Below are 15,779 nucleotides of genomic sequence, written 5' to 3'. Positions count from 1 at the left end.
ATCCACTGTGAACACGCCCTAGGGGAACACAACATGAGCTTCGACGCCGATGAAGAAATCCTCCAGGACTTCCTGGTAGAGGCCGGCGAGATTCTCGAGCAATTGTCCGAGCAGTTGGTTGAGCTGGAAAGCCGCCCCGACGACATGGCGCTGCTCAATGCCATTTTCCGTGGCTTCCATACGGTCAAGGGCGGCGCGGGCTTCCTCCAGCTGAACGAGCTGGTGGAGTGCTGCCACATTGCCGAGAACGTATTCGACATCCTGCGCAAGGGTGAGCGCCGCGTCGATGCGGAGCTGATGGACGTCGTCCTGCAGGCGCTGGATGCGGTCAACGAGATGTTCAGCCAGGTGCGCGACCGCACCGAGCCGACTCCTGCCTCGCCCGAGCTGCTGGCGGCCCTGGCCCGCCTGGCCGAGCCGGCTGGCGACGACGAACCGGCCGCCGAAGCGCCCGTCGCGGCAGCAGAGCCCGAACCGGAGCCCGAGGCACCCTCCGCCGACATCACCGACAGCGAGTTCGAACAGTTGCTCGACGCCTTGGGTGAGCCGCAGGCCGAAGCCGCGCCCGCTGCTGCGGCGAGCGACGAAATCACCGACGACGAATTCGAGGCGCTGCTCGACCAGTTGCATGGCAAGGGCCAGTTCACCGCCGAACCGCCCAAGGCGGAAGCCCCGGCGCCTGCCGCACCGGCGGCGGGTGGTGACGAGATCACCGACGACGAGTTCGAAGCCCTGCTCGACCAGCTTCACGGCAAAGGCAAGTTCGTTCCGCCGGCCGTCGACGCCGAGCCGGAAAAGCCGGCTGCCGCATCGGCCTCCAGCGCCGCACCGGCCGCAGGCGGCGACGAGATCACCGACGACGAATTCGAAGCGCTGCTCGACCAGTTGCACGGCAAGGGCAAGTTCGTCCCGCCGGCTGTCGAGGCCGAGCCGGAGAAACCGGCCGCCGCGCCCAAGCCCGCTGCCCAGCCGGCCGCTGCGCCGAAACCGACGGCAGCCAGCAAGCCCGCACCGGCCAAGCCTGCCGCCAAGCCCGCCGAGGCGGCCAAACCGGCGGCCGCCGCGCCGGCGCCTGCCGCTGGCGAGAAGGCCGCGGCCAGCGAAGCGGAAACCACGGTGCGGGTCGATACCGCGCGCCTGGACGAGATCATGAACATGGTCGGCGAGCTGGTGCTGGTGCGTAACCGCCTGGTGCGCCTGGGCCTGAACAGCGGCGACGAGGCCATGGCCAAGGCCGTGTCCAACCTCGACGTGGTCACTGCCGACCTGCAGACCGCGGTGATGAAAACCCGCATGCAACCGATCAAGAAGGTATTCGGCCGCTTCCCGCGCCTGGTCCGCGACCTGGCGCGCAACCTGAAGAAAGAAATCAACCTGGAGTTGGTGGGCGAAGAGACCGACCTCGACAAGAACCTCGTCGAGGCTCTGGCCGACCCGCTGGTGCACCTGGTGCGTAACGCCGTCGACCATGGCATCGAGTCGCCGGAAGAGCGCGAGGCCGCCGGCAAGCCGCGTACCGGCCGGGTGGTGCTCTCCGCCGAGCAGGAGGGTGATCACATCCTGCTGATGATCAGCGACGACGGCAAAGGGATGGACGCCAATATCCTGCGCGCCAAGGCCGTGGAAAAAGGCCTGCTGGACAAGGACGCGGCCGATCGCCTGACCGAGCTGGAGTGCTACAACCTGATCTTCGCCCCCGGTTTCTCGACCAAGACCGAGATTTCCGACGTTTCCGGCCGCGGTGTCGGCATGGACGTGGTGAAGACCAAGATTTCCCAGCTCAACGGCACGGTGAACGTGTTCTCGCAGAAGGGGCAGGGCTCGCGGATCGTCATCAAGGTGCCGCTGACCCTGGCGATCATGCCGACCCTGATGGTGATGCTGGGCAACCAGGCGTTCGCCTTCCCGCTGGTCAACGTCAACGAAATCTTTCACCTCGACCTGTCGCGCACCAACGTGGTGGACGGCCAGGAAGTGGTGATCGTGCGCGACAAGGCGCTGCCGCTGTTCTACCTCAAGCGCTGGCTGGTGCGCGACGCCGCCCATGAGGAACAGCGCGAAGGGCACGTGGTGATCCTCTCGGTGGGGACCCAGCGCATCGGCTTTGTCGTCGATCAACTGGTCGGCCAGGAAGAGGTGGTAATCAAGCCGCTGGGCAAGATGCTCCAGGGCACCCCTGGCATGTCCGGCGCCACCATTACCGGCGACGGCCGCATTGCCCTGATTCTCGACGTGCCGAGCATGCTCAAGCGCTACGCTCGCCGCATCTGATTGACCTGGCGGTCTGGTCCTGTCCAGCGCCTGTGAGGAGTGTTTATGCCAGTCAAGGTTCTGGTGGTGGACGATTCCGGCTTCTTCCGTCGCCGCGTCTCGGAAATCCTTTCCGCCGACCCGAATATCCAGGTGGTCGGCACGGCCACCAACGGCCGCGAGGCGATCGACCAGGCTCTGGCGCTGAAGCCGGACGTCATCACCATGGACTACGAGATGCCGATGATGGACGGCATCACCGCGGTGCGGCACATCATGCAGCGCTGCCCGACGCCGGTCCTGATGTTCTCCTCGCTGACCCACGAAGGCGCCCGTGTCACCCTGGACGCCCTGGACGCCGGCGCGGTGGACTACCTGCCGAAGAACTTCGAGGACATCTCGCGCAACCCGGAGAAGGTCAAGCAACTGCTCTGCGAGAAGGTCCACACCATCGCGCGCAGCAACCGCCGCTACAGCAGCTTCAGCCCGAGCCCGGCTGCCCCGGCCGCCAGCCCGACCAGCAGCGCTTCGGCGCGCCCGGCACCCGCCGCGCCGGTCCCGGCAGCACCGACGGGAGGCTCGCCCGCCCCAAAGCGTAAGGCCTACAAGCTGGTGGCCATCGGCACCTCCACCGGCGGGCCGGTTGCCCTGCAGCGCGTGCTGACCCAGCTTCCGGGCAACTTCCCGGCGCCCATCGTGCTGATCCAGCACATGCCGGCGGCCTTCACCAAGGCTTTCGCCGAGCGCCTGGACAAGCTCTGCCGGATCAGTGTCAAGGAAGCCGAGGACGGCGACATGCTGCGTCCCGGCCTGGCCCTGCTGGCGCCCGGTGGCAAGCAGATGATGGTCGACCCGCGCGGCGTGGTGAAAATCCTCCCCGGCGACGAGCGCCTCAACTACAAGCCCTGCGTCGACATCACCTTCGGTTCGGCGGCCAAGTCGTTCAACGACAAGGTGCTCGCCGTGGTGCTCACCGGCATGGGCGCCGACGGCCGCGAAGGCGCGCGCATGCTCAAGCAGAGCGGCAGCCAGGTATGGGCCCAGGACGAGGCGAGCTGCGTGATCTACGGCATGCCCATGGCCGTGGCCAAGGCCAACCTGGCCGACGCCATCTACGGCCTGGACGACATCGGCCGGCACCTGACCGAGGCCTGCCTGTGATGAGGGATAGCCGCTGATGGATATCCTCAGCCTCATCGGGGTCGTCCTCGCCTTCGTCGCCATCATCGGCGGCAACTATCTGGAAGGCGGGCACGCCGCGGCCCTGCTCAACGGGCCGGCGGCGCTGATCGTGGTGGGCGGTACCCTGGGCGCGGCATTCCTGCAGACGCCCGTGAGCGTGTTCAAGCGGGCGCTGACGGTGCTGCGCTGGATCGTCTTCCCGCCGCGGATCGACCTGGCCGGCGGCATCGACCGGGTGGTCGGCTGGAGCATGACGGCGCGCAAGGAAGGGCTGCTCGGCCTGGAGCCGATCGCCGACGCTGAACCCGACCCCTACGCGCGCAAGGGCCTGCAACTGCTGGTGGACGGCGCTGAGCCCGAAGCCATCCGCAGCATCCTCGAAGTCGATCTCTACACCCAGGAAGGCCGTGACATCCAGGCCGCCAAAGTGTTCGAGAGCATGGGCGGCTACGCCCCGACCATCGGCATCATCGGCGCGGTCATGGGCCTGATCCACGTGATGGGCAACCTGGCCGACCCCAGCCAGCTCGGCAACGGCATCGCCGTGGCCTTCGTCGCCACCATCTACGGCGTGGGCTTCGCCAACCTGCTGCTGCTGCCGGCCGGCAACAAGCTCAAGGCCGTGGCCCAGCGCCAGTCGCGCTACCGCGAAATGCTCCTGGAAGGCATCCTGTCGATCGCCGAAGGCGAGAACCCTCGCTCCATCGAACTGAAGCTGCAGGGCTTCATGGACTGAGGCTCACCGCGAGCCTGGGAGTGAAGCATGCCGCGCCGGCGCAACCACGAGGAACACGAGAACCACGAACGCTGGCTGGTCTCCTATGCCGACTTCATCACCCTGCTGTTCGCCTTCTTCGTGGTGATGTATTCGATTTCCTCGATCAACGAGGGCAAGTACAAGATTCTTTCGGAGACCCTGGTCGGCGTGTTCAACCAGCCGGACCGCTCGATCAAGCCGATACCGGTGGGCGAAGAGCGGCCGCGTACCACCGAGCCGGCGCGCTCCGAGGTGGAAGAGAACGACCATAGCGACATCGCCATCGACGACCCCGGCGCCGATCCGTTGCAGGACATCGCCCAGAGCATGCGCGAGGCATTCGGCGACCTGATCCAGTCGGACCAGTTGACGGTGCGCGGCAACGAGCTGTGGGTCGAGATCGAGATGAACTCGGCGCTGCTGTTCCCCAGCGGCGATGCGATCCCGCACGATGCGGCCTTCGCCATCATCGAGAAGGTCGCCAAGATTCTGGCGCCCTACCAGAACCCGGTGCACGTGGAAGGCTTCACGGATAACCAGCCGATCCGCACGCGCGAATATCCGACCAACTGGGAGCTGTCGGCGGCGCGGGCGGCGAGTATCGTGCGGATGATGGCGAACGAAGGGGTCAATCCCGGGCGAATGGCGGCCGTCGGCTATGGCGAATTCCAGCCGGTGGCGGACAACGCCACGCCGGAGGGGAGGGCGCGCAACCGGCGCGTGGTCCTGGTGATTTCGCGCAACCTGGATGTGCGCCGCAGCGTGAGCGGCGTGGGCAGCGCCAACGCCCGGCCGGACGATGCGCTGCGGCGGGCTGGCACGCAATCTGCACCGGCGCCAGCAGCGCAGGTACCCAGAGGCGGTGCCGTCAATTCCCCGTCGTCGGCCCCCTGAGGGGCGGGCGCACAGTTTCGGCGACAATGTCGGCCGGAAGGACGAGAAGCATGAGAGTCTGGGCAGTAGCCAATCAAAAAGGTGGCGTCGGCAAAACCACCACTTCCATCGCACTGGCGGGCCTGCTGGCCGACGCCGGCAAGCGCGTGGTGGTCGTCGACCTCGATCCGCACGGGTCCATGACCAGCTATTTCGGGCATGATCCCGACACCCTGGAACACAGTGTCTTCGACCTGTTCCAGCACCTGGGCAACGTGCCTCAGGGCCTGCCGCGGGAACTGCTGCTGCCCACCAGCCACGAGCGCATCGCCCTGCTGCCGTCGAGCACCGCGCTGGCGACCCTGGAGCGCCAGTCGCCCGGCCAGGCGGGCCTGGGCTTGGTGATCTCGAAGAGCCTGGCGCAGCTCTGGCAGGATTTCGACCACGCCATCATCGACAGCCCGCCGCTGCTCGGCGTGCTGATGGTCAACGCCCTGGCCGCCAGCCAGCAACTGGTGATCCCGGTGCAGACCGAGTTCCTCGCGGTGAAGGGCCTGGAGCGGATGGTCAGCACCCTGGCGATGATCAACCGCTCGCGCAAGCAGGCGCTGCCCTACACCATCGTGCCGACCCTGTTCGACCGCCGCACCCAGGCGTCCCTGGGGACCTTGCGGGTGCTGCGCGACACTTACCCCGAGCACCTCTGGCCGGCGTACATTCCGATCGATACGCGCCTGCGCGATGCCAGCCGGGCCGGGGTCACGCCGTCGCAGCACGACGACAAGAGCCGGGGCGTGCTTGCCTACCGCGCCTTGCTCAAGCACCTGCTCGGTCAGCAGACGTCGGCACAGGTGGCCTGAGATGCTGGCCTATGCTGACAAGTGTCACTCAAGTCTGAGCCCTGTCCGGCCGATAGGCTGTTCAGGTCATATTCGCGGATTCGCCCCATGAGCCGTTCTGTCGCTACCGTTACCCGTCCCCAGCAGGCCTTGCAGTCCTATCTGGATGCCTTGCTGCAGGAGGCTTCCGTCGAACTGGCGGAAAGCGTCGGCCTCGACGAGTTCGAGGCGGCCGTGCTCGAAGAGCAGGTGCGTGACGCCCGGCTGGTGCCTGCCGCCGCGCCTGTCGCGCCCATCGTCCAGGCCGAGCCGGTGGCCCGTCCGGTGCTGGCCGAAGTGCGTCCGGCGGTGCTGCCCACCGTGCGCATGCCGGAGCCCGTTGTGGAGGCGCCGGCACCCACGCCGGCCGTGGTCGAGCCGCTGGCCGATGTCCACGTGCCGCCGAAGAGCGAACCGGCACCGTTGCGCCTCGATGAGCGTCCGGCCTGGGCCGACGAGCCGTTCGAGTGCCTGCTGTTCGATGTCGCCGGGCTGACCCTGGCGGTGCCGCTGGTCTGCCTGGGGTCGATTTATCCGCTGGCGGGCCAGGAGCTGACGCCGCTGTTCGGACAGCCGGACTGGTTCCTCGGCATACTGCCGTGCCAGGCGGGCAACCTGAAGGTGCTGGATACCGCCCGCTGGGTGATGCCCGACCGCTACCGCGACGATTTCCGCGAAGGACTGCAATATGTGATTTCCGTGCAGGGCTACGAGTGGGGATTGGCCGTGCACCAGGTGAGCCGTTCGATCCGCCTCGACCCGAGCGAGATCAAGTGGCGCACCCAGCGCAGCCAGCGGCCCTGGCTCGCCGGCACGGTGATCGAACACATGTGCGCGCTGCTCGATGTCTCCGCGCTGGCGGAGCTGATCGCCAGCGGTGCGGTCAAGCGCATGAACGGCGGCAAGCCGCATTGACTTTCCAGGGGCGCCGCATGCGCGGTGCCCGAACACCGGACATGCCGCGGCGAGCGGCTCAAACGAGGTTGGCGATATGAAGAAAACGTCCGCACAAGGTTCCGAAGATCCGATTCTGCAATGGGTGACCTTCCGCCTGGACAACGAAACCTATGGCATCAACGTGATGCAGGTCCAGGAAGTGCTGCGCTACACCGAAATCGCGCCGGTGCCGGGTGCGCCGAGCTACGTGCTGGGGATCATCAACCTGCGCGGTAACGTGGTCACCGTGATCGATACCCGCCAGCGCTTCGGCCTGGCGCCGGCGCCGGTCACCGACAACACCCGCATCGTCATCATCGAGGCCGACAAGCAGGTGGTAGGCATCCTCGTCGACAGCGTCGCCGAGGTGGTCTACCTGCGTCAGTCGGAGATCGAGACCGCGCCGAACGTCGGCAACGAGGAATCGGCCAAGTTCATCCAGGGCGTCTGCAACAAGAACGGCGAGTTGCTGATCCTGGTTGAGCTGGACAAGATGATGAGCGAAGAGGAATGGTCCGAACTGGAGAGTATCTGAGTTGATCGAGATCGCGCTGGGGGCCCTGATCACCCTCTGCCTGCTGCTGACCGGCACCTGCCTGTGGCTGCTGACCAACCAGCGCGAGCACGCGCGCTGGCAGGTGGAGCGTGACGCCCGCGATGCCCTGCGCGACCAGCGCATCAAGGAGCTGAGCAAGCGCCTGGATGCCTACCTCACCGGTAGCGTGCGCATGGGCGAAGAGCTGCAGGAGCTGCGCCGCATCGTCGCGCCGCTGCCGGACAAGCTGAACCAGATGGAACAGCGCGATCCCTCCAGCCTGTCCTTCACCCAGGCCGCGCGCCTGGTGGGGATGGGCGCCAGCGTCGAAGACCTGACCCAATCCTGCGGGCTGACCCAGGCGGAAGCCGAGCTGGTCAGCAAGCTGCACCAGGCGCAACGCCGCAAAAGCTGAGCCCGTTTGTCCCCGCGCCGGAACCCCCGGCCGCATACCCCCTCCAAGTCTTTACTGCGGGATTCCGGCGCGTCCGCGTGCCCGCCCGCTGGTTTCACGCTGATTTCCGGGCCCTCCGTCCGGGAGGAGGGCTGTCATGCTGAGGACACTGCTGGTGTTGCTGGTCGCCTTGCCGCTCTACGGCCAGGCGCAAGAGGCGCCGCTGGAAGTGAAAGGCGCGGTCACGGTGAACGTGGAGCAGGCCAAGCGGCTTTATGACCTGGGTGCGGTCTTCATCGACGTGCGCCCGTCGCGGGAATGGAGCTGGGGCCATGTGCATGGCGCGGTGCACCTGGATCTGGCCGAACGCTTTTCCGGCCTGGCGATGCCGCACTGGCCACGCGGGATACCGCTGGTGATCTACTGCGACAGCGAAGTCTGCCCCCGTGGCGCCCTGGCCGCCGCCCTGGCGGTGGAGTGGGGCTATGAGCAGGTGTTTTACTTCCGCGAGGGCTACTTCGCCTGGCAGCTCTATGACCTGCCGCAGGGCAAGGGGTTGGCCGGGGAAGTGGTGGCGTTCAGACCGTAGGGCGGGGCTCCGTCGGGCGAATGAATTCGCTCCTACATGTCTGTGCCGGCGTTTGTCTGTCTAGGGCGGTGTTGCTGGATGGTTCTGAGCCCAACCGATTATTGGATTCAGTAGAGACTTCTTGTTTCGCCTCCCGGCGAGTTACTTCTGGCAGTCGCCCCAGAAGTAACCAAGAGGGCTTGCCCCGGCATCCGGATCTCGCTGCGCGAGACTTCCCTCGTTCCATCGCCGCTCCAGGGGCACGCCGTGAAGGGCCATCCCTGGCCCATCACGGCTCTCGCGGCATCCATGCCGCTCAACCCCTTCCACGACGATTCCACTCGGCCTTCTGACGGGGCGTCGGAGTTGGCCGAACCTCTTCTGCCCTTCTGACAATGCCAAAGCATCAGGATCACATCGCTACGCCGTGCGGCACGAATCTCCCCTCTCCCGTTTACGGGAGAGGGGCCGGGGGAGAGGGGTTGCCACGTACAGGGGGAAGGTCGTGCTGACGCAAACAGAGCCTATATTCGCCCACATATCTGCGCCGATCTCCCGTAGGGGCGAATTTATTCGCCCGCTCTGGTCCATCATCTATTTCGCCGTATCCGGACCTTCCAACAAAAGCGTGGACGGGGTGATATCCCGATCCTCGCCAAACCCCGCCGGCGCCTTGCCCTTGAGGTACCAGGCGAAGGCGATGATCTCGGCGATGCAGCGGTAGAGTGCTTCGGGAATGGCCTCGCCCAGCTCCAGGCGAGCCAGCAGGCGCACCAGATCGGCGTTCTCGTAGATCGGCACCTCATGCTCACGGGCGATGGCAAGGATGGCTTCGGCCAGTTCGTCGTCGCCCTTGGCGCTGAGCGTCGGGGCGTTCTGGCCGTCGTAGTTGAGGGCGATGGCCTGGCGTGGGGCTTGGCGTTTCATGCGGTTTCGTCCACCCAGCGCTGTTCCAGTTGGGTACGCGGTCCCTGCGGAGGGACGCCCTGGCGGCAGGCCAGCTCGCCGACCGTCAGCCCGGCCGCTACCAGCCGTTCGCGCAGGTGCTCCAGCTCCCGGCCAATCAGTTGCGCGGTGCCGGCGTGTTCCGCCCAGAGCTGGCTGGACAGGCTGCCGCGCAGCAGTTGCGCCTGCACCTGTAGCGGGCCGAGCGGGGCCAGGTCGAAGGCCAGCTCCACCTTCCACAGGGTTTCTTTTTGTTCCTTCTTCTCTGCTTTGGGCGAATCCTCGCGTTGCAGCTTGACCTGCAGCGGCACCAGCTCCTGCTGGTTGCGCATCGGCAATTCCAGTTGCCAGGTGGTCAGCAGGGTACCGTCCGGGGTGGTCTGGGTCTGCGCCAGGCTGGAAAGCTGGTGGGTCTGCAACCGTGAAATCGCCGCAGCGGCCAGGCGCAGCAGGGTTTCCAGGTCCGCCTCGCCCTCCATGGATTGCAGCAGCTTGGACGGCAGCGGGAAGCTCAGCGCTTGCTGGCGGGCGTTGGTCTGGCCGAGGGCGCCCAGGGCATTGCGGACGAACGCTGGCAGGGCCTGGGCCAGGGCGCCGCTGACATTGCTCGCGGCGAGCGGCGAACTGCTGGGCAGGTTCGGCAGCATCTGCGCCACCAGACGCAGCAAGTTGGCCTTGAGGTCCTGGGGTAGGGCGCCGGCCTGGCCGTGCAGCAGCTTGGCCTCGAGGAACAGACCGCTGTTCTCCATGGCCTGGGCCAGCCCCTTGGTGTCGGTGAGTTGACGCGCGTCGGGGAAGGCGGCGAGCAGCTTGTCGATGCCGGCCTGCAAGCCCTCGGGCAGCCCGGCCTTGCCATTCATCCCCTGCATCGCCTTGAACAGCCCCTCCAGCGAACCCTGGCGGTTCTGCTGGGCGGCCAGTTGCTGGCCCAGTTCCAGTTGGTCCAGGCGTCCGCTCAGCGGCAGGAAATTCAGCGCCTGGCTGCCTTGCACCTGGGCGGTGAGCAGGCTGCCGACCGGCAGCGCGAGCGGTGTCTCCAGCGACAGCTTGCTGCCGGCCAGGGAAGTGTTGAGCAGGTTGACCACCACCCGGTAGACCGCCTGCTCGGCCTTGGCCTGGGCGACCTGCTGGCTGGCTACCACCTTGCCTTGCAGCAGGGTGCCGACCGGCAGTTGCTCCAGGTCCAGTTGGGTGAGCGGTTTGTCGCCGCCGCCTTGCAGGGCGAGCAGCAGACGGGTGTCGGAAAGGGCGGTGACGGCCAGGGCGGTGCCCTGGGCCAGCGGGCGGGTGCTGCTGGCCTCCAGGGTGGTCTGGCGGCCGTTGTCGAGGGTCAGGCGGAGCAGTAGCTGGAAGCTCTGCGCCGACTCCTTCAGCGCCACCACTTCGGCCTTGGCGGTTTCCCCGGCGGCCAGCAACCCTTCCAGTGGCTGCAGCAGCTTCACCGCCATGTCGGCGGCGCTGGCGGCCGACCGCACGCTGGGCGTGGCGGAGGGGAGGGGGCGGGCGCCGCTGATCTCGTTCATCTGAGCCGTTTACAACCTGTCGAAAATGGCCGCTTCGGGCGTGAAGCATGCCATGTATAATGCCGCCCCGTCCGGGCCGGCCGTGCATTGCGCTTGCGTCAGTATAGCGGCCGGCCCTCCGCCTTCTTGAACGCCCGATGGGTAACCATGCCGTGACCAGCCCTCTTCTCGAAGCCGTGGCGCTCGCCTGCGAGCGGGACTGGCGCATGCTCTTCGAGCGACTGGAGTTTCGCCTCTCCGCGGGCGAGATGCTGCAGGTCTCCGGCCCCAACGGCAGCGGCAAGACCAGCCTGCTGCGCCTGCTCTCCGGCTTGATGCAGCCGACCGCCGGCGAAGTGCGCCTGAACGGCCGCCCTCTCGGCGCCCAACGCGGCGAGCTGGCGCGCAACCTGCTGTGGATCGGCCATGCCGCAGGCATCAAGGGCCTGCTCACCGCCGAGGAAAACCTCACCTGGCTCTGCGCGCTGCACCAACCGGCCGGTCGCGAGGCGATCTGGCAGGCGCTGGAGGCCGTTGGCCTGCGCGGTTTCGAGGACGTGCCCTGCCATACCCTGTCCGCCGGTCAGCAGCGCCGTGTCGCCTTGGCCCGGCTGTATCTCGATCCGCCGCCGCTGTGGATTCTCGACGAACCCTTCACCGCCCTCGACAAGCAGGGCGTGGCGCAACTGGAAAGCCACCTGGCCCGGCACTGCGAGCAGGGCGGGCTGGTGGTGCTGACCACCCACCACACGCTGACGGAAAAGCCCGCCGGCTATCGCGACCTTGACCTGGGACAGCACCGCGCATGAGCAATGTCTTCACACTCTTGCTCGCCCGCGAGGCTCGGCTGCTCTGTCGCCGTCCGGCGGAGCTGGCCAATCCCCTGGTGTTTTTCGCTATCGTGATCGCATTGTTCCCCCTGGCGGTGGGGCCCGAGACGCAACTGTTGCAGACCCTCTCGCCGGGGCTGGTCTGGGTCGCCGCGCTGCTCGCCGTGCTGCTCTCGCTGGACGGTCTGTTCCGCAGCGATTTCGAGGATGGCTCCCTCGAGCAGTGGGTCGTTTCGCCGCACCCCCTGCCGCTTCTGGTGCTGGCCAAGGTTTTGGCACACTGGCTGTTTTCCGGGCTGGCGCTGGTCCTGCTGGCCCCGTTGCTGGCACTGATGCTCGGGCTGCCGGCCCGCTGCCTGCCGGTGCTGCTGCTTTCGCTGCTGCTCGGCACGCCGGTGCTGAGCCTGCTCGGCGCGGTCGGCGCGGCGCTGACCGTCGGTCTCAAGCGCGGCGGCCTGCTGTTGGCGCTGCTGATTCTGCCGCTGTACATCCCGGTGCTGATCCTCGGCAGCGGGGCGCTGCAGGCGGCCCTGCAAGGATTGCCGGCGGCCGGCCACCTGTTGTGGCTGGCCAGCCTGACCGCCCTGGCGGTCACCCTGACCCCGTTCGCGATCGCCGCCGGGCTGACCATCAGCGTGGGCGAGTGAGCGGGAGCGATCCGAGGGCGCCGGCAGGTTTCGCCATCCGGGCTCGCGGGCGGCGCGAACACCTACAAGACTGTGCGGAGGTCTCACCGTGCCTCAGCCAACGAAGAGTTAGTCGATGAACTGGACGTGGTTTCATAAGCTGGGTTCGCCCAAATGGTTCTACGAGATCAGCGGCCGCTGGCTGCCTTGGTTCGCCGTTGCGGCGGTGCTGCTGATCGGTGTCGGGCTGGTCTGGGGCCTGGCCTTCGCGCCGCCGGACTACCAGCAGGGCAACAGCTTCCGCATCATCTATATCCACGTCCCGGCGGCGTTCCTCGCCCAGTCCTGCTACGTCATGCTGGCGGTGGCCGGGCTGGTCGGGTTGGTCTGGAAGATGAAACTGGCCGACGTTGCCCTGCAGCAGGCCGCGCCAATCGGTGCCTGGATGACCTTCATCGCGCTGCTCACCGGCGCCATCTGGGGCAAGCCGACCTGGGGCACCTGGTGGGTCTGGGATGCCCGACTGACGTCGATGCTCATCCTCCTGTTCCTGTACTTCGGTGTGATTGCGCTCGGCCAGGCGATCAGCAATCGTGACAGTGCGGCAAAGGCCTGTGCGGTGCTGTCGATCGTCGGCGTGGTGAACATCCCGATCATCAAGTACTCGGTGGACTGGTGGAATTCCCTGCACCAGCCGGCCACCTTCAAGATCACCGAAAAGCCGGCGATGCCGGCGGAAATGTGGGTGCCGCTGTTGATCATGGTGCTCGGCTTCTACTGCTTCTTCGCCGCTGTGCTGCTGATGCGCATGCGTCTGGAAGTGCTCAAGCGTGAGGCCCGCAGCAGTTGGGTGAAAGCCGAGGTGCGCGCCCAGGTGGAGACGCTGTCATGAGTTTCGACTCGTTCGCCGATTTCATCGCCATGGGCACTCATGGCCCCTACGTCTGGTCCGCCTACGGCATCAGCCTGGCGGTGCTGGTCATCAACGTCGCGTTGCCTGTCATGGCCCGCCGACGTTATCTGCAAGACGAGGCGCGCCGTTTGCGCCGGGAGGAATCGAAGTGAATCCGCAGCGTAAGAAGCGTCTGTTCATCGTGCTGGCCATCCTGGCCGGTGTCGGCATCGCCGTGGCCCTGGCGTTGAGCGCGCTGCAGCAGAACATCAACCTGTTCTACACGCCGAGCCAGATCGCCGGCGGCGAGGCGCCGAAGGACACCCGCATCCGCGCCGGCGGCCTGGTGAAGGAAGGCTCGGTGAAGCGTTCGTCGGATTCGCTGGAGGTGGATTTCGTGGTCACCGACGGCGCCGCCGACGTGACCATCCGCTACCAGGGCATCCTCCCCGACCTGTTCCGCGAGGGGCAGGGAATCGTCGCCCTCGGCCGGATCAACCAGGACGGCCTGCTGGTGGCCGACGAAGTGCTAGCCAAGCACGACGAGAACTACATGCCGCCCGAGGTCACCCAGGCCCTGGAGAAGAGCGGCATGATGAAACATTACGAAGGCGGCAAGCAGCAGGGGTACGCGCAATGATTCCCGAACTGGGCCACCTGGCGATGATCCTCGCCCTGTGCCTCGCCCTGGTACAGGCGACCCTGCCGCTGATCGGTGCCTGGCGCGGCGACCGCCAGTGGATGAGCCTGGCCCAGCCGGCGGCCTGGGGACAGTTCTCCTTCCTGCTGTTCGCCTTTCTCTGCCTGACCTATGCCTTCCTGACCGACGACTTCTCGGTCGCCTACGTCGCCAGCAACTCCAACAGCGCGTTGCCCTGGTACTACAAGTTCAGTGCCGTGTGGGGCGCCCATGAAGGCTCGCTGCTGCTCTGGGCGCTGATCCTGGGCGGCTGGACCTTCGCCGTGTCGGTGTTCTCCCGGCAGTTGCCGGAGGTGATGCTGGCACGCGTGCTGGCAATCATGGGCATGATCAGCGTCGGCTTCCTGCTGTTCCTGATCATCACCTCCAACCCCTTCGACCGCCTGTTGCCGCAATCGCCGGCGGATGGCCGCGACCTCAATCCGCTGTTGCAGGACTTCGGCCTGATCGTCCACCCACCGATGCTCTACATGGGCTACGTGGGCTTCTCGGTCGCCTTCGCCTTCGCCATCGCCGCGCTGCTCGGCGGCCGCCTCGACGCCGCCTGGGCACGTTGGTCGCGGCCCTGGACCATCGTCGCCTGGGCGTTCCTCGGCATCGGTATCGTGCTCGGCTCCTGGTGGGCCTACTACGAGCTAGGCTGGGGCGGCTGGTGGTTCTGGGACCCGGTGGAAAACGCTTCCTTCATGCCCTGGCTGGTGGGCACTGCGCTGATCCACTCCCTGGCGGTCACCGAAAAGCGCGGCGTGTTCAAGAGCTGGACCGTACTGCTGGCCATCGCCGCGTTCTCCCTCAGCCTGCTGGGCACCTTCCTGGTCCGTTCCGGCGTGCTCACCTCGGTGCACGCCTTCGCCTCCGACCCGGAGCGCGGCGTGTTCATCCTCGCCTTCCTGCTGGTGGTGGTCGGTGGCTCGCTGACCCTGTTCGCCATCCGTGCGCCGGTGGTGAAGAGCCAGGTCGGCTTTGCCCTCTGGTCGCGCGAGACCCTGCTGCTGGCCAACAACCTGGTGCTGGTGGTGGTGGCCTCGATGATCCTGCTCGGCACCCTCTACCCGCTGGTGCTGGACGCCACCACCGGCGCCAAGCTGTCGGTCGGCCCGCCGTACTTCAACGCGCTGTTCCTGCCGCTGATGAGCCTGCTCATGCTGGCCCTGGCGGTCGGCGTGCTGGTGCGCTGGAAGGACACCCCGCTGCAATGGCTGCTGCGTATGCTCGCCCCGGTGCTGTTGCTCAGCGTCGCGGTCGGTGTGGTCGGCAGCCTGTTGTCCGGCGATTTCCACTGGGCCGTGCTGGCCGCCTGGCTGCTGGCGGCCTGGGTGGTGCTCGCTGGCGTCCGCGACCTGCTCGACAAGACCCGCCACAAGGGCCTGCTGAACGGCATGCGCAGCCTGTCGCGCAGCTACTGGGGCATGCAACTGGCCCACGCCGGCATCGCCGTTTGCGCGCTGGGTATCGTGCTGTCCAGCCAGGGCAGCGCCGAGCGCGACCTGCGCATGGCGCCAGGGGATTCGGTCGAGCTGGCCGGCTACCGTTTCGTCTTCGAAGGCGCCCGGCATGCCGAAGGGCCGAACTTCACCTCCGACCGCGGCACCATCCGCGTGCTGGATGACGGCGAGGAAATCGCCACGCTGCACCCTGAGAAGCGTCTCTACCGCGTGCAGAATTCGGTGATGACCGAGGCCGGGATCGACGCCGGCTTCACCCGCGACCTCTACGTCGCCCTCGGCGAGCCGCTGGACAACGGCGCCTGGGCGGTACGCGTACACGTCAAACCCTTCGTCCGCTGGATCTGGCTGGGCGGACTGTTGATGGCCCTGGGCGGCATCCTCGCCGCCGCCGACCGTCGCTACCGGGTCAAGGTGAAGACCCGCGTGCGCGAAGCCCTGGGCCTGGCCGGACAAGGAGCCTGAG

17 protein-coding genes are annotated in these 15,779 nt (G+C 66.8%); 15 read left to right on the top strand and 2 right to left on the bottom strand.

The window, feature by feature from the left end:
• The first annotated feature begins 33 nt into the window (after nucleotides 1-33).
• From PIN01S_RS13430 to PIN01S_RS13390, 9 genes are all read left to right on the top strand, one after another.
• A complete protein-coding gene (locus tag PIN01S_RS13430) occupies nucleotides 34-2,271 on the top strand; it encodes a chemotaxis protein CheA (protein WP_084336183.1) in 2,238 nt (745 codons plus the stop codon).
• Nucleotides 2,272-2,316: 45 nt separating this feature from the next.
• A complete protein-coding gene (locus PIN01S_RS13425; protein WP_084336182.1) occupies nucleotides 2,317-3,411 on the top strand; it encodes a protein-glutamate methylesterase/protein-glutamine glutaminase in 1,095 nt (364 codons plus the stop codon).
• Nucleotides 3,412-3,427: 16 nt separating this feature from the next.
• Nucleotides 3,428-4,168 (top strand): flagellar motor protein, encoded by a 741-nt coding sequence (locus tag PIN01S_RS13420; RefSeq protein ID WP_084336181.1) that lies wholly within the window; start codon nucleotides 3,428-3,430, stop codon nucleotides 4,166-4,168.
• A 27-nt stretch (nucleotides 4,169-4,195) separates the two neighbouring features.
• Entirely contained in the window at nucleotides 4,196-5,083 is an 888-nt protein-coding gene (motD, locus tag PIN01S_RS13415) for a flagellar motor protein MotD (protein ID WP_084336180.1), read from the top strand.
• 50 nt (nucleotides 5,084-5,133) lie between these two features.
• On the top strand, nucleotides 5,134-5,922 hold the full coding sequence (locus PIN01S_RS13410) for a ParA family protein (RefSeq protein WP_084336179.1): 789 nt from the start codon (nucleotides 5,134-5,136) through the stop codon (nucleotides 5,920-5,922).
• An 87-nt stretch (nucleotides 5,923-6,009) separates the two neighbouring features.
• Nucleotides 6,010-6,855, top strand: a complete 846-nt coding sequence (locus PIN01S_RS13405; RefSeq protein ID WP_084336178.1) for a CheW domain-containing protein — start codon at nucleotides 6,010-6,012, stop codon at nucleotides 6,853-6,855.
• Nucleotides 6,856-6,931: 76 nt separating this feature from the next.
• A complete protein-coding gene (locus tag PIN01S_RS13400) occupies nucleotides 6,932-7,411 on the top strand; it encodes a chemotaxis protein CheW (protein ID WP_084336177.1) in 480 nt (159 codons plus the stop codon).
• A 1-nt stretch (nucleotide 7,412) separates the two neighbouring features.
• The gene (locus PIN01S_RS13395; RefSeq protein WP_084336176.1) at nucleotides 7,413-7,826 is read left to right on the top strand and encodes a DUF2802 domain-containing protein; all 414 of its coding nucleotides are present in this window, start codon (nucleotides 7,413-7,415) and stop codon (nucleotides 7,824-7,826) included.
• A gap of 136 nt (nucleotides 7,827-7,962) precedes the next feature.
• Nucleotides 7,963-8,394 (top strand): rhodanese-like domain-containing protein, encoded by a 432-nt coding sequence (locus PIN01S_RS13390; protein WP_084336175.1) that lies wholly within the window; start codon nucleotides 7,963-7,965, stop codon nucleotides 8,392-8,394.
• 573 nt (nucleotides 8,395-8,967) lie between these two features.
• On the opposite strand, the gene PIN01S_RS13385 is transcribed toward PIN01S_RS13390, so the two are convergent.
• Nucleotides 8,968-9,300 (bottom strand): EscU/YscU/HrcU family type III secretion system export apparatus switch protein, encoded by a 333-nt coding sequence (locus tag PIN01S_RS13385; protein ID WP_084336174.1) that lies wholly within the window; start codon nucleotides 9,298-9,300, stop codon nucleotides 8,968-8,970.
• A complete protein-coding gene (gene fliK / locus PIN01S_RS13380) occupies nucleotides 9,297-10,841 on the bottom strand; it encodes a flagellar hook-length control protein FliK (protein ID WP_084336173.1) in 1,545 nt (514 codons plus the stop codon). The genes PIN01S_RS13385 and fliK overlap by 4 nt, the downstream gene beginning before the upstream one ends.
• Nucleotides 10,842-10,978: 137 nt before the next feature.
• Between fliK and ccmA the strand changes: the two genes are divergently transcribed.
• The 6 genes from ccmA to PIN01S_RS13350 all read left to right on the top strand — a co-directional run bounded on the left by ccmA (nucleotide 10,979) and on the right by PIN01S_RS13350 (nucleotide 15,778).
• Nucleotides 10,979-11,629 carry a cytochrome c biogenesis heme-transporting ATPase CcmA gene (gene ccmA, locus PIN01S_RS13375; protein WP_090257220.1) on the top strand — a complete coding sequence of 217 codons (651 nt, stop codon included), beginning with the start codon at nucleotides 10,979-10,981 and terminating at the stop codon, nucleotides 11,627-11,629.
• Nucleotides 11,626-12,297, top strand: coding sequence for a heme exporter protein CcmB (gene ccmB, locus PIN01S_RS13370; protein ID WP_084336172.1), 672 nt, complete (start codon nucleotides 11,626-11,628; stop codon nucleotides 12,295-12,297). The genes ccmA and ccmB overlap by 4 nt, the downstream gene beginning before the upstream one ends.
• Before the next feature lie 115 nt (nucleotides 12,298-12,412).
• Nucleotides 12,413-13,168 carry a heme ABC transporter permease gene (locus PIN01S_RS13365; protein ID WP_084336171.1) on the top strand — a complete coding sequence of 252 codons (756 nt, stop codon included), beginning with the start codon at nucleotides 12,413-12,415 and terminating at the stop codon, nucleotides 13,166-13,168.
• Complete coding sequence (gene ccmD / locus PIN01S_RS13360) at nucleotides 13,165-13,341, top strand: heme exporter protein CcmD (protein WP_084336170.1); 177 nt, start codon at nucleotides 13,165-13,167, stop codon at nucleotides 13,339-13,341. The genes PIN01S_RS13365 and ccmD overlap by 4 nt, the downstream gene beginning before the upstream one ends.
• Entirely contained in the window at nucleotides 13,338-13,808 is a 471-nt protein-coding gene (gene ccmE, locus PIN01S_RS13355; RefSeq protein ID WP_084336169.1) for a cytochrome c maturation protein CcmE, read from the top strand. Before ccmD ends, ccmE begins: the two co-directional genes overlap by 4 nt.
• Complete coding sequence (locus PIN01S_RS13350; protein ID WP_084336168.1) at nucleotides 13,805-15,778, top strand: heme lyase CcmF/NrfE family subunit; 1,974 nt, start codon at nucleotides 13,805-13,807, stop codon at nucleotides 15,776-15,778. The genes ccmE and PIN01S_RS13350 overlap by 4 nt, the downstream gene beginning before the upstream one ends.
• Nucleotide 15,779: the final 1 nt, after the last annotated feature.

The organism is Pseudomonas indica NBRC 103045 (genome assembly GCF_002091635.1).
GTDB lineage: Bacteria > Pseudomonadota > Gammaproteobacteria > Pseudomonadales > Pseudomonadaceae > Pseudomonas_M > Pseudomonas_M indica.
This window is presented reverse-complemented; position numbering and strand designations above follow the sequence as displayed.